At 70.8% G+C, this 19,298-nt stretch carries 22 protein-coding genes; 13 read left to right on the plus strand and 9 right to left on the minus strand.

Features of this window, described 5'->3' with window-relative positions:
• Positions 1–7: 7 nt before the first annotated feature.
• Genes Q1A98_RS12170 through Q1A98_RS12185 form a run of 4 tightly spaced genes read right to left on the minus strand, consistent with a single transcriptional unit; the run spans position 8 to position 4,186 of the window.
• Positions 8–1,120: an acyl-CoA dehydrogenase family protein gene (locus tag Q1A98_RS12170; protein ID WP_299573685.1), complete on the minus strand. Its 1,113-nt coding sequence runs from the start codon at positions 1,118–1,120 to the stop codon at positions 8–10.
• Entirely contained in the window at positions 1,117–2,121 is a 1,005-nt protein-coding gene (locus Q1A98_RS12175; RefSeq protein ID WP_299573687.1) for an acyl-CoA dehydrogenase, read from the minus strand. Before Q1A98_RS12175 ends, Q1A98_RS12170 begins: the two co-directional genes overlap by 4 nt.
• Complete coding sequence (locus Q1A98_RS12180) at positions 2,118–3,290, minus strand: acyl-CoA dehydrogenase family protein (protein WP_299573690.1); 1,173 nt, start codon at positions 3,288–3,290, stop codon at positions 2,118–2,120. Before Q1A98_RS12180 ends, Q1A98_RS12175 begins: the two co-directional genes overlap by 4 nt.
• Positions 3,290–4,186 (minus strand): enoyl-CoA hydratase, encoded by an 897-nt coding sequence (locus tag Q1A98_RS12185; RefSeq protein WP_299573692.1) that lies wholly within the window; start codon positions 4,184–4,186, stop codon positions 3,290–3,292. Before Q1A98_RS12185 ends, Q1A98_RS12180 begins: the two co-directional genes overlap by 1 nt.
• A 103-nt stretch (positions 4,187–4,289) precedes the next feature.
• Between Q1A98_RS12185 and Q1A98_RS12190 the strand changes: the two genes are divergently transcribed.
• From Q1A98_RS12190 to Q1A98_RS12205, 4 genes are all read left to right on the plus strand, one after another.
• The gene (locus Q1A98_RS12190; protein WP_299573695.1) at positions 4,290–5,186 is read left to right on the plus strand and encodes a helix-turn-helix domain-containing protein; all 897 of its coding nucleotides are present in this window, start codon (positions 4,290–4,292) and stop codon (positions 5,184–5,186) included.
• A gap of 115 nt (positions 5,187–5,301) precedes the next feature.
• A complete protein-coding gene (gene cysD / locus Q1A98_RS12195; protein ID WP_299573698.1) occupies positions 5,302–6,225 on the plus strand; it encodes a sulfate adenylyltransferase subunit CysD in 924 nt (307 codons plus the stop codon).
• Positions 6,225–8,108 (plus strand): adenylyl-sulfate kinase, encoded by a 1,884-nt coding sequence (cysC, locus tag Q1A98_RS12200; RefSeq protein ID WP_299573701.1) that lies wholly within the window; start codon positions 6,225–6,227, stop codon positions 8,106–8,108. Before cysD ends, cysC begins: the two co-directional genes overlap by 1 nt.
• 12 nt (positions 8,109–8,120) lie before the next feature.
• A complete protein-coding gene (locus Q1A98_RS12205; protein WP_299573702.1) occupies positions 8,121–8,873 on the plus strand; it encodes a 3'(2'),5'-bisphosphate nucleotidase CysQ in 753 nt (250 codons plus the stop codon).
• A gap of 18 nt (positions 8,874–8,891) precedes the next feature.
• Here the strand turns inward: Q1A98_RS12205 and Q1A98_RS12210 are convergent, their stop codons facing one another.
• Together Q1A98_RS12210 and Q1A98_RS12215 are read right to left on the minus strand one after the other, a co-directional pair.
• Positions 8,892–9,311 (minus strand): YbaB/EbfC family nucleoid-associated protein, encoded by a 420-nt coding sequence (locus tag Q1A98_RS12210; protein WP_299573704.1) that lies wholly within the window; start codon positions 9,309–9,311, stop codon positions 8,892–8,894.
• Positions 9,308–9,751: a hypothetical protein gene (locus Q1A98_RS12215; protein ID WP_299573706.1), complete on the minus strand. Its 444-nt coding sequence runs from the start codon at positions 9,749–9,751 to the stop codon at positions 9,308–9,310. Before Q1A98_RS12215 ends, Q1A98_RS12210 begins: the two co-directional genes overlap by 4 nt.
• Positions 9,752–10,009: 258 nt before the next feature.
• Here Q1A98_RS12215 and Q1A98_RS12220 point away from each other — a divergent pair, with 258 nt between their 5' ends.
• From Q1A98_RS12220 to Q1A98_RS12255, 8 genes are all read left to right on the plus strand, one after another.
• On the plus strand, positions 10,010–10,327 hold the full coding sequence (locus tag Q1A98_RS12220; protein WP_299573708.1) for a type VII secretion target: 318 nt from the start codon (positions 10,010–10,012) through the stop codon (positions 10,325–10,327).
• Between the two features lie 53 nt (positions 10,328–10,380).
• Positions 10,381–11,643 (plus strand): hypothetical protein, encoded by a 1,263-nt coding sequence (locus tag Q1A98_RS12225; protein WP_299573710.1) that lies wholly within the window; start codon positions 10,381–10,383, stop codon positions 11,641–11,643.
• A gap of 28 nt (positions 11,644–11,671) precedes the next feature.
• A complete protein-coding gene (locus Q1A98_RS12230; RefSeq protein ID WP_299573713.1) occupies positions 11,672–11,974 on the plus strand; it encodes a PE domain-containing protein in 303 nt (100 codons plus the stop codon).
• 54 nt (positions 11,975–12,028) lie between these two features.
• Positions 12,029–12,991, plus strand: coding sequence for a PPE domain-containing protein (locus tag Q1A98_RS12235; protein WP_299573715.1), 963 nt, complete (start codon positions 12,029–12,031; stop codon positions 12,989–12,991).
• The gene (locus Q1A98_RS12240) at positions 12,991–13,776 is read left to right on the plus strand and encodes an ESX secretion-associated protein EspG (RefSeq protein WP_299573718.1); all 786 of its coding nucleotides are present in this window, start codon (positions 12,991–12,993) and stop codon (positions 13,774–13,776) included. Before Q1A98_RS12235 ends, Q1A98_RS12240 begins: the two co-directional genes overlap by 1 nt.
• An 85-nt stretch (positions 13,777–13,861) precedes the next feature.
• Entirely contained in the window at positions 13,862–14,182 is a 321-nt protein-coding gene (locus Q1A98_RS12245) for a WXG100 family type VII secretion target (RefSeq protein ID WP_299573721.1), read from the plus strand.
• 31 nt (positions 14,183–14,213) lie between these two features.
• Entirely contained in the window at positions 14,214–14,519 is a 306-nt protein-coding gene (locus Q1A98_RS12250) for a hypothetical protein (protein ID WP_299573723.1), read from the plus strand.
• Between the two features lie 238 nt (positions 14,520–14,757).
• Positions 14,758–15,864 (plus strand): diguanylate cyclase, encoded by a 1,107-nt coding sequence (locus Q1A98_RS12255; RefSeq protein ID WP_299573726.1) that lies wholly within the window; start codon positions 14,758–14,760, stop codon positions 15,862–15,864.
• An 18-nt stretch (positions 15,865–15,882) separates the two neighbouring features.
• Here Q1A98_RS12255 and Q1A98_RS12260 read toward each other — a convergent pair whose 3' ends face one another.
• Both Q1A98_RS12260 and Q1A98_RS12265 read right to left on the minus strand, forming a co-directional pair.
• Positions 15,883–16,665 (minus strand): hypothetical protein, encoded by a 783-nt coding sequence (locus Q1A98_RS12260; protein ID WP_299573729.1) that lies wholly within the window; start codon positions 16,663–16,665, stop codon positions 15,883–15,885.
• Between the two features lie 13 nt (positions 16,666–16,678).
• Complete coding sequence (locus Q1A98_RS12265) at positions 16,679–16,987, minus strand: hypothetical protein (RefSeq protein WP_299573730.1); 309 nt, start codon at positions 16,985–16,987, stop codon at positions 16,679–16,681.
• A gap of 112 nt (positions 16,988–17,099) precedes the next feature.
• Between Q1A98_RS12265 and Q1A98_RS12270 the strand changes: the two genes are divergently transcribed.
• Positions 17,100–17,453 carry a hypothetical protein gene (locus tag Q1A98_RS12270; RefSeq protein ID WP_299573732.1) on the plus strand — a complete coding sequence of 118 codons (354 nt, stop codon included), beginning with the start codon at positions 17,100–17,102 and terminating at the stop codon, positions 17,451–17,453.
• Positions 17,454–17,475: 22 nt separating this feature from the next.
• On the opposite strand, the gene eccE is transcribed toward Q1A98_RS12270, so the two are convergent.
• On the minus strand, positions 17,476–19,287 hold the full coding sequence (eccE, locus tag Q1A98_RS12275; protein WP_299573735.1) for a type VII secretion protein EccE: 1,812 nt from the start codon (positions 19,285–19,287) through the stop codon (positions 17,476–17,478).
• Positions 19,288–19,298: the final 11 nt, after the last annotated feature.

Here is a 19,298-nt window from a genome sequence, read left to right on the forward strand (position 1 = left end):
CGCGCCGTCAGATCCCGGCGGCCTGCTCGATCGCGGCGGCGTGGGACCACGGCCGGTTGAGGAGCAGCGTGGTGGCGTGGGCACGCTTGAAGAACAACTGGATGTCGTGCTCCCACGTGATGCCGATGCCGCCGTGCATCTGCACGGCCTCACCGGCGACCGCGGTCACCGTCTCCGAACAGAGCATCCGGGCGGCGGCGACCGCCTCGTCGACGTCGAGGGTGCCGCGAACGAGAGCGTCGACCGCGTCGTACGAGACCGAGCGCGCCGTCTCGACGGCCGCGAACATGTCGGCCATCCGGTGCTTGAGCGCCTGGAACGAGCCGACGGGCCGCCCGAACTGGGTGCGGGTGGAGGTGTGGGCGACGGTGCGCTGCAGGGCACCGGCCGCCACACCGACCTGCTCGGCGGACAGGGCGACCGCCCCGACGGCCAGCAGGCTGTCGACGAGGTCGGCAGGTGCCGCGATGACGGACGACGGGGTCTCGTCGAAGGTGACCGACGCGAGGGCCCGCGTCGGGTCCATGAGGGGGAGCGCGACGCGCGAGACCCCGTCGGCGTCTGCGGCCACCTCGTGGAGGGTGGTCTGCTCACCCGAGCGGGCGACCACGAGCAGCACGTCGGCGAACTCGCCGTCGAGGACGTAGTGCGCGGTGCCCGTCAGCAGACCGCCGTCGGCGACGACACCGCCCCGAACCCACCCAGCGGCGTCGGCCCAACAGACCGACGCGACGGTCTCGCCCTCGGCGATCCCGGGCAGGAGGCGCTGCGCGGCCTCGTCGTCCCGGGTCAGCAGGACGGCCTGGGCGGCGAGCACCGCCGACCCCAGCATCGGGACGGCCGCGAGTTCCCGCCCCAACTCCTCGAGAACGATGTGCGTCTCCGCGAGACCCGCGCCGACGCCGCCGAAGCGCTCGGGGATGGCCAGCCCGGCCACCCCGACCTGCTGGGAGAGGGTGCGCCACAGCTCCCGATCGGTCCGTGGGCTGGCGGCCATCGCGGTGCGCAGGCGGTCGGACCCGCCGTGGCGTCGCAGGACGTCGGCCACCGCCGATCGCAGGGCGGCCTGCTCGTCGGTGTCCACACCCGGTGACTCGACGGGGCTGATCGCCTCGCTCACGGCGTGATCGCCTTCAGCACACGACGGCGATGCTGGGCGGGCGTGCCCCACGCGGTGAGGAGTGCGCGGGTCTTGGTCAGGTAGAGCGACAGGTCGTGTTCTCGCGTGTAGCCGATCGCGCCGAGGGTCTGCAGACCCGTGCGCGCCGCGAGATCCGCAGCGCGCCCGCAGGCGACGATCGCCGCGGACACGTCGCGGGTGACGTCGGTCGGCACGGCGTCGGCCGCGTCCTCGGCGTCGGCCGCGTCCTCGGCGTCGACCGCGAGGGCAGCGCCGTGGACGAGGGGTCGGGCCATCTCGATCGCGATGGCCACGTCGGCGAGGTGGTGCTTGACGGCCTGGAACGAGCCGATCGCCCGCCCGAACTGCGTGCGCGACCGGGCGTGGTCGGAGGCGAGCGTCAGCATCCCCGACGCGAGTCCGAGGAGCTGGGCGGCCGTCGCCAACACGCCGAGATCGCCCGCGCGTCGCGCGTCGACCCCGTCCGCGAGGGTGTCGCCCGGTGCGACGTCGGAGACCGTGCGCGCCGGGTCGACCGAACGGTGGGTGTCGAGGACCGTCGCGACGGTCAGACGGGACCCGTCGAGCGCCAGCACGGTCGAGCACAGTCCGGTGTCGGCGGCCCGACGGGCCAGAGTGGCGTGGGCGATCGTCGCCGGCTGCCCGGACAGGACCGGATCGAGCAGGTCGGTGCGACCGGCGGCGGCGAGGAGCCAGGGCACCACGGCGACCGACTCGGCCACGGGACCGGGCACACAGTGGCGTCCCAACTGCTCGACGGCCACCACCATCTCGATCGCGCCGGCGCCCATCCCGCCGGACTCCTCGCCGACGAGCAGCGCGGTGACGCCGGTGTCGGCCAGGCGCGACCACACATCGGCGGTGGGGCGCGCATCGCCGTCGACGAGCGCGCGGACGACCTTGGGGACGTCGGTGCGGGTCAACATCGCGTCGATGCTCGACGCGAGGTCGGTGTGCTCGGACTCGAGCAGGAATCTCATCGGTCACCCCGGGGCAGTCCCAGCAGACGTTCGCCGATCACGTTGCGCTGGATCTCGTTCGTGCCCGCGTAGATGGGGCCGGACAGCGAGAACAGGTAGCCGTCGAGCCAGCCGGCATCCGGACCGTCGGCGAGTTCGCCGTCGGGGCCGAGCAGATCGAGGGCGGTCTCGTGTGCGGCGATGTCCCACTCGGACCAGAACACCTTGTTGATCGACGACTCCATACCCAACTTCCCGCCGTCGAGCAGCCGGCTGACCGTCGCGTAGGTCGAGAGCTCATAGGCCCGCGCGCCGATCCAGGCGTCGACGACGCGATCGGCGGTTCCGTCGGGTGCGTCGTCCCGGGTCCGTCCCCACAGGGCGAGAAGGCGATCCGTCGTCGCGAGAAATCGTCCGGGTGATCGCAGCGAGAGGCCGCGCTCGTTGGCCGCCGTGCTCATCGCGATGCGCCACCCGTCGTTCGCCGCGCCGATGACCCCGGACTCGCCGGGGCGGTCGGGATCGTCGGGGACGAAGACGTCGTCGAGAAACAGTTCGGCGAAACCCGGCTCACCGTCGAGCTGGTCGATCGGTCGCACGGTGACACCGTCGGCGCGCAGGTCGAACATGAAGTAGGTCAGACCCCGATGTCGCGTCGCGTCGGGGTCGGAGCGGAACAGCCCGAACCCGCGGTCGGCGAAACTCGACCGCGAACTCCACGTCTTCTGACCGTTGAGCACCCAGCCGCCGTCGACGCGGGTCGCGGTGGACCGCAGGGAGGCGAGGTCGCTGCCCGCCTCCGGCTCGCTCCACGCCTGGCCCCAGATGTCGTCGGCGCGCGCCATCCGCGGCATGATCGCGGCGAGCTGGTCGGGGTGGGCGTGCTCGAACAGCGTGGGCGCCAACAGGAAGATGCCGTTCTGGCTGACGCGGCCCGGTGCGCCGCTGCGGTGGTACTCCTCCTCGAACACCAGCCAGTGGACGAGATCGACGTCGCGGCCGCCGAACTCGGCGGGCCAGCTCACCACCGACCACCGCGCGTCGGCCATGCGGCGCTCCCACTCGCGGTGGGCCTCGAACCCGTCCTTCGAGTCCATCGACGGTAACGGCTTGTCGGGGACGTTGTCGCGCAACCACTCCCGGACCTCGGTGCGAAACGCCACGACCTCCGGGTCGAACGTGAGGTCCATCAGGACGCCCCGCCCGCACTGGCCTTCATGGACTTCGCGTCCATGCCGCCCAGCGAGTCCCCGTCGGCCTCGGCGTTGGCGCTGTGCGCGAAGTGGTGCCACCCGAAGACGGAGTCCATGGCGGTCCGCAGGCCCATCTGGTCCTCGCAGATGTTGACCGCCTTCTTGCACAGGGCCAGCCCGAGCTGCGGCATCTCGGCGATCTGCGCGGCGATGCCGTCGACCGTGGACTGCAGCTCGTCGCGGGGGACGACGTGGTTGACCATCCCCCAACTCTCGGCCTGCGCCGCGGTGAAGCGCGTGCCGGTGAACAGCAGTTCCTTCGCGCGACGCGGACCGAGGACGAACGCATGCGCGAAGTACTCGACGCCCGGGATACCCATGCGGGCCACCGGGTCCGAGAAGAACGCGTCGTCGGAGGCGACGATGAAGTCGCAGATCCAGGCCAGCATGAGGCCGCCGGCGATGCACGCGCCGTGCACCTGCGCGATCACCGGCTTGGGGATCTCCCGCCACCGACGACACATCCCGACGTAGACCTCGATCTCGCGGGCCAGGCGCTGATCGCCACCGCTGCGGTCGGTGTGGTCCCAATAGAGGGACGCGGTGTTGGGGTAGCGCACGTGGAAGTCACGCTCGGGCGTGCCGATGTCGTGACCCGCCGAGAAGTGCTTGCCGTTCGCGCGGAGCACGATCACCTTCACCGCGGCGTCGTCGACCGCCCGGACGAACGCCGCGTCGAGGGAGTACGTCATCACCGAGTTCTGGGCGTTGCGGTACTCGGGGCGGTTCAGCGTCACGTAGGCCACCCCGTCGGCGACCTCGTACGCGACCGGCGTCGAGTCCGCGGTCAGGTCGTCGCCGGTCAGAGGCGGTGGGATGGGGGTCTCGGACATACCTCGGACAGTACCTAGCAAGTGCTTGGTTGGTAAAGCGGGTCCACGCTCGCGTTCGCATTGTCGAACGTGGGATTCGAGGATCGTCGTAGCATCGACGGCCATGGACACCGACGGCGCACGGGATCGATCGGTGTCGCCCCCGACCGACCGCGTCGTCGCCGTCATGGAGATGCTCGCGGTCGAGCCCGACCGCCGGTTCTCGCTCGCCCAGATCTGCCGGACCCAGGGCATCACGCGGGCGACCGGCCACGCCATCCTCGCGACGCTCGTCGACCGCGGCTGGGTGCACCGGGACGAGGCGGACACCACCTACGGGCTCGGCGATCGGATGGGTGCGGTGTTCGCCCGCGGGCGGGCGCCCGGCCGCGTCCTCGACGAGCTCCTGCGCGCGCTGGGCCGCGACCTCGACATGCCGGTCTCGCTGGCGACGTTGCGCAACCGGTTCCTCGTCGTGACCGACACGGTGTCGACGCCCTCGGTCGCGCCGCAGGTCTCGGCGGGTCTCGCGCTTCCGGTCGTCGCACCCTTCGGTCGCGAGTACGTGGCCTGGGCCGACGGCGACGTCAGGGCGGAGTGGATGCGAGCGGTACCCGACCGTAGTCCCGAACTGGTCGCTCGCCTGGACGCCGTACTCGCGACCATCCGCGCGCGAGGGTTCACCGTCGACCGGTTGTCCCGTCCCCTGGTCCGCGTCCACTCGGCGCTCCAGGCGCTCGGGGGCGACATCGTCGTCGACGAGCTGTCGGCCTCGCTGGCGGCCACCTACGCCGCGCTCGCGACGATCGACGTCACCGAGGAGGAACTCGACGCCGGCGACGACGTCTCGGTGGCGACGATCTCGGTGCCGATCGCGTCGCGCGATCGTCCGCAGGCTGTGACGATGTCCCTGGCGGCGCAACCGTTCGCGCGGCTGTCCCCGGGGGACATCAGGGGTGTCGCCGGGGCGTTGCGCGAGGCGGCGGAGCGAGCGCAGGTGACGCTGGCGGAGGCCGACTGAGGCCTGTGTCGTGCCGGATGGCCGGTTGACGGTGTTCGCGCCCGGACCCTACAGTTGCGTCGGATAGTCGACTGACAGGTTCGAATAGTCGACGGACGACAGATCGGACGCCCGCATGACCGCACCCGCCGCACCGTCCTACGAGCTCTCGCACCTCGCCGCGCTGGAGGCGGAGTCGGTCCACATCTTCCGCGAGGTCGCCGCGACGTTCGAGCGCCCCGGGATGCTGTTCTCCGGTGGCAAGGACTCGGTGGTGATGTTCCACATCGCCCGCAAGGCGTTCTGGCCCGCGCCGACGCCGTTCCCGCTCATGCACGTCGACACCGGGCACAACTTCGACGAGGTGATCGACTACCGCGACCGGGTGGTCGCCGAGACCGGCGTGCGTCTCGTCGTCTCGTCGGTCCAGGACGACATCGACGCCGGACGAGTGGTCGAGCAGACCGGTCGGGGCGCGAGCCGCAACCGCCTGCAGACCACCGCGCTCCTGCGGGGGATCACGGAGAACCGGTTCGACGCGGTGTTCGGCGGCGCGCGTCGCGACGAGGAGAAGGCGCGGGCCAAGGAGCGGGTCTTCAGCTTCCGCGACCGGTTCGGCGCCTGGGACCCGCGTGCGCAACGGCCCGAGCTCTGGAACCTCTACAACGGCAGACACGCGCCGGGCGAACACATCCGGGTCTTCCCGCTGAGCAACTGGACCGAGCTCGACATCTGGCAGTACATCGCCTCCAAACGCATCGAGCTGCCGACGATCTATTACGCCCACGAGCGCGAGGTGATCCCGCGCGACGGGATGCTGTTGGCGCGCACACGGTTCCTCGAACCCGAGGAGGGTGAGGAGACCCGGACCGAGACCGTCCGCTTCCGCACCGTCGGCGACGCCACCTGCACCGGGTGCGTGCTCTCGACCGCGGCGACCGTCGAGCAGGTCGTCGAGGAGGTCGCCGCCACCCGGCTCACCGAGCGCGGCGCGACCCGCGCCGACGACCGGATCTCGGAGTCCGGCATGGAGGACCGCAAGAAGGAGGGGTACTTCTGATGACGGTCACCGACCACGACATCGCCGGCGCGACCGTCGATCTCGGCCGCAAGGAACTGTTGCGTCTGGCCACCGCCGGCAGCGTCGACGACGGCAAGTCCACCCTGATCGGTCGACTCCTCTACGACTCGAAGTCGATCTTCTCCGATCAGATGGAGTCCATCGAGCGGACCAGCGCCGAGCGTGGTGACGAGTACGCCAACCTCGCCCTGCTCACCGACGGCCTGCGCGCGGAACGCGAACAGGGCATCACCATCGACGTCGCGTACCGCTACTTCGCCACGCCGCGAAGGAAGTTCATCGTCGCCGACACCCCCGGCCACGTCCAGTACACCCGCAACATGGTGACGGGCGCGTCCACCGCCGACCTCGCGATCGTGCTCATCGACGCGCGCAAGGGTGTGCTCGAGCAGACCCGACGGCACGCGTTCCTCTCGTCGCTGCTGGGCATCCCGCACCTCACCCTGGCGGTGAACAAGATGGACCTCGTCGACTTCTCGCAGGAACGGTTCGACCGGATCCGTGCCGAGTTCGCCTCGTTCGCGTCGAAGCTGAACGTGACCGACCTGACGTTCGTCCCGGTGTCGGCGCTGCTGGGCGACAACATCGTCGACCGGTCGACGAACATGCCCTGGTACCAGGGCAGCCCGCTGCTGCACCACCTCGAGGAGGTGCACATCGCCTCCGATCGCAACCTCATCGACGCACGCCTGCCCGTCCAGTACGTCATCCGGCCGCAGCGCGCCGACGGCTCCGACCACCGCAGCTACGCCGGCAGCGTCGCGGGTGGTGTGTTCCGTCCCGGCGACGACGTCGTCGTCCTGCCCGGCGGCTTCACCTCACAGATCGCGGAGATCTGGGGCCCGGGCGGGGCCCCCGTCGCGGAGGCGTTCCCACCGATGGCCGTGTCGATGTCGCTGACCGACGAGATCGACATCACGCGCGGCGAGATGATCGCCCGTCCCAACAACCGGCCGTGGGTCGGTCGCGACATCGACGCGATGGTCTGCTGGTTCTCCGACGCGACCACGCTCGCCGAGGGCAACCGCTATGTCATCGCCTCGACGACGACGCAGTCACGTGCGCAGGTCACCGCGGTCGAATACCGGCTCGACGTCAACACCCTCCACCGCGACGAGGCCGCGACGACCCTGACGCTCAACGAGATCGGGCGCGTCACGCTGCACGCGCAGCAGCCGCTCATGTTCGACGCCTACCGCCGAAACCGGGACACCGGCAGCTTCATCCTCGTCGACGAGGCCACGAACCAGACCGTCGGCGCCGGGATGATCACCGGGCCCGTGAACCACGACGCGAACATCGTCTGGCACGGGTCGAAGGTCGGTCGCGAGCAGCGTCCCCATCAGGGTGCGACCATCTGGCTCACCGGGTTGTCGGGGTCGGGCAAGAGCTCGATCGCCGTCGAGCTCGAGCGTCGACTGGTGGCCGCCGGGCGTCCCGCGTACCTGATGGACGGCGACAACCTCCGGCACGGGCTGAACTCCGACCTCGGCTTCGGCGACGCCGACCGGCGCGAGAACATCCGACGTACCGGCGAGGTCGCCGCGTTGTTCTCCGATTCCGGCGCGATTGCCATAGTGTCGTTGATCAGTCCGTTCGCCGCGGAGCGTCAACGCGCTCGCGACATCCACGACGCGAGCGGGTTGACCTTCCACGAGGTCTTCGTCGACACGCCGCTGGAGGAATGTGAACGTCGAGATCCCAAGGGCCTCTACGCCCGTGCGCGTCGGGGCGAGGTCGCGAACTTCACCGGCATCGACTCACCCTACGAACGGCCCGAGCGCGCCGATCTCGTCGTCACCCCGGACGACGGGACCCCCGGCGACGTCGCCGACGCGATCATCCGTGACCTGGGCCTGTGACCGGGTGTCTCGGTGACCGCTGACGCGCGCCTCGCCGGCGAACTCGCCACCGCCGCCGGGGAACTGCTGGTCCGACTCCGCGCCGACAGTGGGTTGTCGGGAAAGGAACTCGGCGCCGCGGGGGACGAACAGGCGAACGACCTGCTGGTCTCGCGGGTTCGCGAGGAACGCCCCGACGACGCGGTGCTGTCCGAGGAGAGCGCCGACGACCGCAGGCGCCTCGCCGCCGACCGGGTGTGGATCATCGACCCGCTCGACGGCACGCGGGAGTTCAGCATGCCCGGCCGGGCGGACTGGGCTGTCCACGTCGCCCTGTGGCACAACGGCTCCGGTCTCGTGGCCGGCGCCGTGGCCCTGCCGGATCTCGGCGTCACGTACACCACCGACGAGTCGTCGGTCGCGCCCGTCGTCGGGTTGCTGCCGGACCGCCCGTCGTCGACGCCCCGCGTGGTGGTCAGCGCCTCGCGCCCGCAACCGCTCGCCGAGCGGGTCGCCTCCGCCGTCGACGGCGAGGTGGTGCAGCTCGGTTCCGCCGGCGCGAAGACGATGGCCGTCGTCCGCGGCGAGGCGGACGTCTACGTCCACTCCGGCGGCCAGTACGAGTGGGACTCGGCCGCACCGATCGCCGTCGCGCGGGCTGCCGGCCTCTGGTGCAGCCGGGTCGACGGGTCACCGCTGGAGTACAACAACGCCGACGTCTATCTCCCCGACCTCGTCGTGTGTCGCGCCGACCTCACCAAGAAGGTGCTCGCGGCGATCAGGTGAGCAGCCGCCGTCGCCGCGTCAGTCGGTGTCGTCCGGGCCGGTGCGGTGACGGTCGAGCACTCCCTGCGGTCCGGGGTCCTCGGCGGCCGCGGCGGTGAGCGCGGTGATGTGTCCGCCCAGCTCGGCGAACGCCCGACCGGCTGCCGCGGTCGCGGTGTCGACGACGAGCTGTCCGAGTGCCTGCGGGGGCGTCGACATCGCGGCCTCGGCGATCCGGAGGTCGACCATCGCCCCGGCGCCGTCGACGACGACCGTCACCAGGTCGTCGGGGTCACTGTGCTCGACCCGGATCGCGGCGATGCTCTCCGACGTCGTCTGCAGGCGGTCGAGGGCGCGCCGGGCACTCGCCTCGATGTCGTCGAACGTGATCGGGAACGACGGCGGCATCGGGGGCGTGTCGGGCAAGGGGGCCCGCGGCGGGAACTGCTGCTCGCTCATGCCCGCCTCATCCATGTGCTCGGCTCCTCGTCGTCGAAGAAGTCGTCGACCTCACGGTCGACGGCCGCGGCATCACGCTCGGAGGGCAGTCGCAGGTAGGACACCGCCTCGAGGGGATGGCCCTGCGCCAGGAGTGCGGCGCGATGCGCGGCGCCGGCCCGGGCCCCCGCCTGCCGGCACAGCAGGAGGATCGTCCGGGAGAGCCGGGTGGCAGAGCGGTCCATCTCCGAGGGTTCGATGTGGATCGCGGTCGGCAACCCCTGCATCGTCGTCCGGACCTCCACCGAACCGGTCGGTGTCGCCGCGCGGCCGACTGTGGGCAGCGCCACATCGCCCTCGGCCGGCTGCGCGTCGTCTCCCGCGTCATCCGACGCGGGTGGGGCGACCTCGTCGTCCCACGGGTCGTCGTCGAGGTCGTCGGGGTCGATGTAGCGGCGCACGCAGTCATGATGGCACCGGACACGCGTGCGGTCGCAGGGTGTCCGGGGGTTGTCCACAGGGCCCCGCCACCGACGCCGTCGAAGTCGGGTGGAACCGATCGAGGGTTTCCCGCGTCCAACGAGGTGAGCGATCGTGGGAGATGATGAAGATCCCTAAAGATCGTGTGGAACACCTGTCCGTAGTCGGATAGGCTGCCACCGAATCCGCTCGCCGGACATGCGTCCGGCGTCCGAGAACAGACCTGGGAGTCCACCATCATGACGAACCTGTCCGTCGAACCCGACGCGATCCGCACCTACGGCACCACCGTGTCGGCGGTCGGCGCGGCGATCGACAGCGCGAGCGCGATGGACCTCGCGGCGAACGTCGCCGTGATGGTGCCCGTGTTCGGGTTGATCGGCCAGGACTTCCTCGCGAGCTTCGGCGGCGCGCAGTTCGCGAACGCCGTCTCGACGGCCGCCCTGGTCGCCGTGCACCAGGGGAGCGCGGCGTCGGCGTTCGCCGCCGCCGAGAACTACCAGGGCACCGACGGCGACACGCGTCAGGCCCTGAACTCGGCGAGCGCACCGCTGTGACCGAGGGTGCGGGCCACGCGCCGGCACCCGGACACGGCCCCAGCGTCATGGACATGCTGGAGAGCAGCAGCGTCGCGCCGCTCCTCCACATGCCGGTGAGCGACATCCTCACCAAGCATCTCGGCCTGCCGCCGCTGCCTGCCATGCCGTCGATGCCACCGCTGCCGGCCATGCCGCCGCTGCCCACCATCGACCTCGCGTCGCTCTTCAAGCCGTTGACCGACCTGCTGTCGGGATTCGGGTCCGGCACCATGGCGAGCGCCCCGTTCGACCCGACGCAGCTCTTCGACGGTCTGCAGAAGGCGTTCGAGAGCGTCTTCGGTGTGCTGTCGCAGGCCATGTCCGCGGTGACGCCGTTCTGGGCGGGCGCCGGTGGATCCGCGGCGATGGCGACCGGCGCCCAGGCCAACGTCAACAACGTCGAGACCGGCGGCCAGAGCGGGGACATCTCGCGCATCGTCGCGACGGCCACAGCGACTGTCGCGAAGGGCGTGGCAATGCTCCAGGGAGTCATCGCGAGCTTCGCGGCGTCGCTGGCCCCGCTCATCCCGGCGGCGATCACCCCGATCGGGCAGGCCGGGATCATCGCCTCCGCCACCGCGCACCTCAGCGAGGGGCTCGCCGTCGTCGCGGAGACCCGCGCGGAGCTGACCGCGCACACCGCCACCATGACGATCTCCGGTCACCCGATCCCCATCACCGCGGCGCCCCAGGCCGCGGCCGCCGTGCCCGGTATGGCGTCGTCCGCGGTGCAGGCGGTGACCAGCCCGGTGCAGTCGATCATGGGCGCGGTCGGGGGTGCGGGCCTGGGTGGTGGACTCGGACGCGCCTCGTCGCTCGGCCGGGTCGCCGCGGGTGCGGACACCCTCGCGGCCCGCTCCGACGGCGCTGCCGCCGCCCGGGCGGCCGGCGCTGCCGGTGGTGGAGGTGCCGGTGGCGGAGTCGGGGGCGTCGGGGGGATCGGCGGTCTCGGCGGTGGGGCGGGCAACGCACCGCTCACCACCCGACCGGCCGACGCGCCGGTCGCACCCTCCTCGTCGCGGGCGGGATCGTCCTCGCAGGACGAGGTGGTCACCCGCGGGGCCACGACCACCGGGACCGTCGGTCCCGCCGGGATGCCCATGGGTGCAGCCGGCGCGGGGGCCTCGGCCTCGAGTTCGACGAGTCACACCGCCGACCGCGAGACATCGGTCGACGCCCGGCACACCGACGAGGTGGTCGGGGAGAGCCCCACGGCCGCGCCGTCGGTGCTCGGTGGGGTGGAACCCACCACCGCGCAGTCCATCTGGGACAGCCCCGACGAGCTCGACACCTGACCGACCCGCCACAGGAGGAGAACCGACCATGAGCGACATCGCTGTCGACCCCGCCCATCTGCAGAAGGCCGTGAGCCGACTCGAGGCCATCGCCGCCGAACTCGAGCGCACGATCGCCGCCCACGGCGACGACCTGCGTACCGCGCCCGCGGGATCCGACGAGGTGTCGCGCGCCGCGGCTCGGTCGTTCACCGGATCCGCCGAGGCGTTCGACGCGGAGATGACGAAGGGGGTGGCCGGCACCCGCGACGTGGCGGCCGCGCTCCGTGACGGGTCTACCACCATCACCACGACCGACCAGCAGGTCGCCGGCGAGCTGTCCGGCATCTGAGTCGGACGCCCTGCACGACACCCTGATCGACGCGATCGAGAGGACGGCGAGACCATGGTCGGATTCACCGGAGTGCGGTGGGAGGTGCGGCCTGCCGAGGAGCTGAGCCGGCAGCTCACCACCGGCGCCGGCGAACGACCGATGTTCGAGGCCGCGATGGCCTGGGGGTCGATCGCGTCCACGCTGCAGGAGCTGCAGCAGGAATTCGTGGCGGTCCGCAAGATCGTCGACGAGGGGTGGACGGGCTCCACCCGCGGTGGCGTGCTCGCCGCCGTCGACAAGCTCGGGGCGTGGGTGCAGGCCGTCGCCGACGACGCGCGCGCCAACGCCAAGGCCGCCGAGCGGCAGGCCATCGCGCACACGGTCGCCGTCGCCGCCATGCCCGACGCCGGCGTCATCGCAGCGGTCGGTCAGATGGAGGCGGCACTCAAGGCCGTCGTCGCACCGCCGTCCGCGCTGATCGCGGGCGGGATCGCGCGACTCGACGACCAGGCGATGGGCATGAAGGCGCAGGCCGCCCGGGTCATGCAGACCTATGAGCAGGCCACGACCCCTGTCGCGAAGCCGTGGGAACCCGCGCCCGTGCCCACCGGTCTCGTGCACGCGCCGGCGGCCTCCGCTCAGCGCGACGCCGCGCAAGCCCGTCTCGCGGAACAGGATTCGGCCGCCGTCGCCGCCGCCCAGGGCGCGATGATGGCGATCGCCGCGATGAGTGGAACCAGTCTGGGTCCGCGTGCGTCCAATGAGTACGTGACGCAGACCGCCCGTGCCGCACACCAGGGCTCGGCGTTCGCCGCGAGCGAGGAGGTGACGGTGGTGGGGCAGTCCGCTGATGCGACGACCGTCGCCGGATCCCCGGTCGCACCCGTCGCGCCGATGGCCTCCGCATCCCACACCGGCGTGACCCCCACGCCTGCTGTGGCGACGAACTATGATTCTGTACAGGACGCCGTCGCCGAGGGTCATGTGCCCGCGGCGCCGTCGGTACTCGGGGTGCCGGAGCGGGAGGGAGGGTGATGGTCATCGACACCGATGTGGTCCACTCCTTCTCGCTCGTGGAGATCCTCACGCTCTGTGAGCATCTCGGGCTCCAGACCATGCCCACGGTTCTCCGCATCGAGGAGACCGTCGAGGACGGGCTTACGGCGTCGTCCCGGTCCGAGGCACGCGCGGCCCTCGTCGAACGCGAGGTCATCGACGACGCCGACAACGTCGACCTGCATGTGCGGACGATCCTGGCTGCCGCCGCGCGTCCCGACTGGGCCGTCGAGGTCCGTCGGATCGACATCACCCAGATCCTGCGGGTGTGCCTGGCGGCGTCCGGAGACCGTCGTTTCTTCCTGTCTCGCACCGGTTCCGACTTCACCGTCCGCGAGGTCGTCGCGGGCGACGATGCTCGGTTGGTCCGGTCGGAGCTGGTGGCGCTGATCGGCGAGACCGCCGGGGCTGACCTCCCCGAGACGCGGTTCCCCAGCAACGTCCTCGACCGCGCTCTGCGCGGCTGCATCGACGAGACCGACCACGCCGCCGCCTTCTTCGCGCTCGGGCAACCGGAGGCGACGGCACGCGTGCTGGCCGCGACGCTGTGCGACTGCGTCGGACAGACCGAGATCGTCGCGCTCGCGGGCGATCCCGCGCGTCGCACGGTGATTGCCGTGTTCGACACGCCCCGCGGCCGTGCCCTCTCCGTCGCGACCCCGTCCGAGTCCGGTGAGCGGTGGACGTCCATCGCACCGGGCGACGGCGGTCGCGTGACCGCCGCGCTGCGTCAGCTCGCACACACACTTCCCGGGGGCGTCTGATGACCGCCGGCTGGGATCGGCGGGGGAACGTCTCCCGTCACACCACAGGCGTCCGTGGATTCGGACACGACGAAGGAAGAGATTGATGGCACAGGGCACCAATATCGACACCGGGTCAGTCGACCAACTCCGGCAGAAGGCCGAGGCGCTCCAGGACCACATGCGGTCGGTGCTGCGGCAGACCGAGTCGGTCGTGCAGCAGGCGGGTCACGCATCCATCTGGGCCGGTGACGCCTCGCGAGAGTTCCAGAACGTGAACGCGCGCTACCAGGCCGGGTCGACCAAGCTGCAGCAGACCATGCAGGAGGTGCTGCAGAGCGTGAACGCGGGCACCAAGAACTACTCCAGCACCGACACCGACGCCTCGGCCGGCCTGCGCAGCGCCGGCGGCGGCCTCAACCTCTGATCTCCTCGACCCACAGAAAGGCATCGACACCATGAGCGCAGACGGACTCATCGTCTACAACACGGCCCAGCTGACCGGGCTGCTCGAGGAGATCTCCTCGAAGATGAACCAGTTCAACCAGCTGAACAACGAGATGGAGGGCATCCGCCGCCAGATCGAGCAGAGCTGGGATCCCCAGTCGGAGGCGTCGGCCGCCTTCCGCACCGTCCACCAGAAGTGGACGAACGACGTCACCGAGATCCAGGGCGTCCTCGCCCAGATCATCCGCGCGGCGACGGACGGCCAGGGCAACATGTCCGACACCGAGCGTGCGGTGGCGCGGACCTTCAACGCCTGAGCTGCATCAATCTCACCGCGACGGGCGGTGCGCCGAGTGATCGGTGCACCGCCCGTCGGCGTCAGAGCTCACCGATCTCCCCGTCGGTGAACCCACGGTGTCCGGCAGCAAACCGCTGCGTGAACGCCGCTCTGCGGGGGTGCCGAGCACGCGAGTTACCGTGGTCACACGAACACGACACCAGAGCGGCGGTCGTACACAGCGATGCCGTTCCGATGTCCGAGCACACCGGGGGACGATGGCGGAGACCACGCCTGGCTCGCTGACGGCCGAGCAGCACCACATCCTGTCCGCGATCCCCGTGGACAGGCGTCCACTTCGGCGAGCCGTCTGCGTCGTCATCCTGCTCTTCGGCGTCGTCGGTGTGTCCGCGGTGTTCTCACCCGGTCTCATCACCACCCTCACCGGCCAGATCACGACCCTGGTCGTCTGTGCGACCACCATCCCGATGGCGCTGTGGTTCCGCTCGACCGACATGGACACCCTGTGGTGGTCACCGGAGGACCCGTCCGTGCGGTGGCGCGGGTTCGGGTTCCTCGTCTGGGCGGACATCGGAACATCGTCCGTGCACGCATCGCTCGCCAACCCGCTGCTCGGCCTCGTCGGCGCACCCCTGTTCGCCCCGGTGTGCGCGTTCGGCGCGTTCTTCGGGACGCGCGCGACCCTCGCGTTCCACACGGTGTGGATCAACGGCTATCTCATCGTGATGGCCGTCCGTCTCGTCGAGTCGGACCTCGTGCCCAGCACGCCGGCCGCCATCGGTGCGGCGGGCTGCGGCGTCATCGGTCTCAACGCGACCACCCTGCTTTTGGCGGTGTTCTCCAAACACATCAAGAACGGCCTGCGGTCCCAGCGGCGCGAGACGGACACCGATCCCCTCACCGGACTGTGGAACCGGCGAGGGTTCGACTACCACGCCGCACGGTTGGTCGAGACCACCTCCGCCGACGCGCCGATCTCGGTCCTGCTCGTCGACATCGACCGCTACAAGAAGTTCAACGACACCCACGGTCACCACCGGGGTGATCTCGCCCTCCGCGAGGTGGCGGCCGTGTTGGGCCGCTTCGGCGACTCGTCGGTCGTCGGTCGGCTCGGCGGCGACGAGTTCGGCATCGTCTCGGTGGCCGACCGTCCGACCTTCGCCGACGAGGTGTGCCGAGCCGTGCGCGCCGCCGACATCGCCGGACTCACGGTCAGCGTCGGGGGCACGACGTTGCGCCGCGGCGGCGTCGACGATCTGCAGGTCGCCCTGGTCATCGCCGACAACGCTCTCTACGTGGCGAAGCGCGACGGCGGCGGACGCTCACACCAGATCGCAGGCGCATCCGCTCTCGGCGACCTCTGACGTCGCAGGTCGACGGCGTCACCGGCGCGGGTTGTTCACCGTGTCCGCATCGATGTCCAGTCGCCCGGTCGGCGGGAACGCGACAGCCTCGAGAAGGGGATGGGCGAGCACCGCATCCGCGGTGATCTGATCGCAGGCGACGATCGTCGAGTCGTAGTCGATCCCGGTCGCGACGAACCATGCCCGGTCCTCGGGCCAGGCGATGTGCGCGCCCAGCATCTCGTGACCGCCGTCGCCGAAGTGGTCGCCGACCTCTGCCATCGCATCAGCGGGACCCGCGAGGAGGACGTACCGACAGTGACCATCAGACATCATGGGGCCCTGCGCCATCCGTGCGATTCGCCTGTCCATGTCGTCCCCGTGATCGGGATGCCTGACGAGGTCGTCGTGCATCGCCCACCCCGCGCCCTCCCAGACGCCGAAAAAGCAGTGCTGAGGGGTCGTCGTGCGGTCGACGAGCACTGACATCAGGGCCTTCGTGGTCGCCCGACCGAGACGGCCCACCGACGGGTGCCCCACGCACGATGTGATCGATCGGCGATCGTCAGCGTCGGCGCCCGCGACACACCACCACTGCGCCTCGGAATGCAGAACAGCGCCGCTCGCCTCTGCGACCGACGACCACGTGCGTGTCCGCCCTGTGTGGTCGCGAACCGGGTGAAGGACACGCACGTAGGACTCGTACCCCGACGGCGTGATCATCGTCGCGGTGGCGAACGGTCCGGAGAGTCGCAGTCGGATCCACCCGCCGATTGCCTCGACGTCGGTCACCTCGTCGAGTCGGCTCGCGCTCTCGTCCACACTGCGTGTCCTGTCAGTCGGAGAGGTATCCGGTCTCGGGGTCGATCTCGGCGAGGAAGCTGCGGATGGACCGACGATGGTGCGCGATCGGGGGGAGGGGTTGCGGGAGCGGAGCCGGCGGCCGCCCGCCGGCCGACTTCCACGCGACGCGCACGGGACCGGAACTGAACCCGTAACCGGGGTTCGGCCCCGAGACCCAGGTGTAGCGACAACCGCCGTCCGCCTGCATCTCCACACGGAACCTCTCGCCGTCGACGACCACGACGATCGGGCCGTCGGCCGCAGAGGGACGCCACTCGTCTGGATACGTGTCCGGTCCCATCGCGGTCCTCCTCTCGAGCGGCGTCGACGTCGTACGACGATGCGCGACGGCGTCATGGGGGCGCAAGGCAATTCCGTGGCTCGCCGGGTCATCGACCCCTACCCTTCCCGGGATGGACGTCGTCGCCTCGAGGCTGAACAGCCTGCCACCGCCCGCGTGGGTGGTGTTCGACGACCTCGCGAACCCGCTGCGGCACAACGGCCGCCCGTGGTTGACGCTGCTCGACGATGAGATGGAGCCGGACATCGTCGTCGCCGAACGGCCGTCGCTCGTCGTGTGGTCGTCGATCTGGACGAGCCGTCCCGATGCGCGGATCCGCTTCGACCTGGAGGGGTCGATGGACGCGACGGTGCGCTGGACGCTCATGGTCGATCCACCGAACCCCGACGACCGGCAGGTTCGCCACATGGGCAAGCGCATCGGCGATCTCGTCTTCGCGAGCCTGCGCTACACGTACGGGCAGTGACTGCGGGGGTCCGGCGTCGCCCTCACTCGTCGCCGAGGGAGTGCCGGCTGCGACGCTCGTCGACCGGTGGCGGAGGCGCCGCGGGTCGTTGGGGATTCGCGGAGGGTGGGGGACGGTGGTCGTCGAGACCCGGTCGTCCCGCGCCGACGGGCGCCGGCGGCTGCTGCGGTCGACGGACCTGGCGTCCGCCGTCGATCAGAGAGCCCTCCGCGGGGAGCGCGACGAGCGAGGCGGCACACGTCTCGGTCCTCGTCACGACGTAGGCCCGCGTCTGATCGCGGTTGTCCTGATAGATGGCGACGTCCGACGTCTCGTCGAGTCGCTCGGGGATGCCGGCGGTCCGATGGACGCGCAGCTGGGTGCCGACCGTCGGGTCCTCGGTGGCCTCACGGGCGTCCAGGATGCACAGCGAGTAGTGGGCGACGGTGTGCCGCTGCTCGATCGGTGACGAGAACATGTACAGCGTGCGGGGATCGTTGACGTTCGTCACGAGCGGTGCCCACGTGTCGGGGCGGTCGGTGCGGACGACGACGCGTGCCCCGACCGCGATGGCGCGCACGACGATCTGTTGCGCGAGGAAGGCCGACCCGTAGACGTCCACGCGGCGCACGTCGGACCCGAAGAGGGGGATGGCCAGGGCCTCGCCGTTCATGTTGGCGCCGAACAACTGTCCGTGCCCACCGTCGACGACACGGATGCCGTCGAGCGCGTCGAGGTCGAGGACATCACGCGGCAGGGCTGCGATGTCGTCACGACCGATCGGCAGGGTGCGGTTCAGCGCGGCGCGCTGCCGACCGTCGAGACGACGGAGCTCGGCGGGCGGGGTCAGCGCGAGCTCGCCGACCGCGGCGAACCGGACCACCGTCGAGACCTCGTAATCCGTTCCCTGGCGGCGCAACCGGGTGGCGCATGTCGTCGCCAGGCTCGGGGTCATCCAGATCTTCGTGCCGAGGTCGTCGTCGATGGTCCGGGTGAGCGCGTAGGAGGTCGTCGAGTAGGAGCCGTCGGCGATGGAGGTCCACCCCTCCGCGGCGTCCTCCACCCGGGCGTGGTCGACCAGTTGTGCACCCATGGCACTGATCCCGGCGGCGGAGAGGATCGACGGCCGGTACCCCTCGTGGGCGAGGTGGTTGGCGACGCGGCGGGTGGCCGTGATCGCGGTGCGCAGCACGCCGGTGGGCCCGCCGCCGCGCGCCTCGATGGCGTCGGGACACAGCAGTGGATCGAGTCGGAGCACCACCCACACGTCCTGCTGCGGGACCGTGGGCAGGTTGGCGGTGAGCGTCGAGTACGGGCCGGTGAGATGCGCCGCGGCGCGTGATCGCCACCCGTGCGCGACGACGTCGATGGACTCCAGCTCGATGTCGAACTGCGACAACGCCCGTGCCACCACACCCAGCGACAACCCCGAGGTCGACACGACGGAGTTCGTCGGGACCAGCGCCGTCGGTGCGACCGGGCGGGCGATACGGACGACGGTGATCAGGCGGTCGTCGGCCCAGCGCGCTCCGATCGCCGTGCCGTCGGACTGGGGCAGGTCGAAGGGGACCGGTGGGTCGTCCGGGGTCCGGGTCACACGTCGCAGGTAGGCGAGGCGGCGTCCGACACGGCCGTAGACCGAGATGTCCGCGGGCGCCCGGACGGCCAGAGCCGCACCGATCACGCCGACGACGACGGTGGCCGCGACAGCGGGGAGGAACGCGACCCCGACCGCCCGCAGGACGGCGAAGACGACGACGGCGACCACCTCGGCGGCGATGACCGACCACAGGGGCAGCACCCGGACGAGAGACGAGGTGCGGGGCGAGGAGCCGGGCCGGGTCGGGTGCGACACGTCGGCTACCT

This window comes from uncultured Williamsia sp., from assembly GCF_947494875.1.
Taxonomy (GTDB): Bacteria; Actinomycetota; Actinomycetes; order Mycobacteriales; family Mycobacteriaceae; genus Williamsia_A.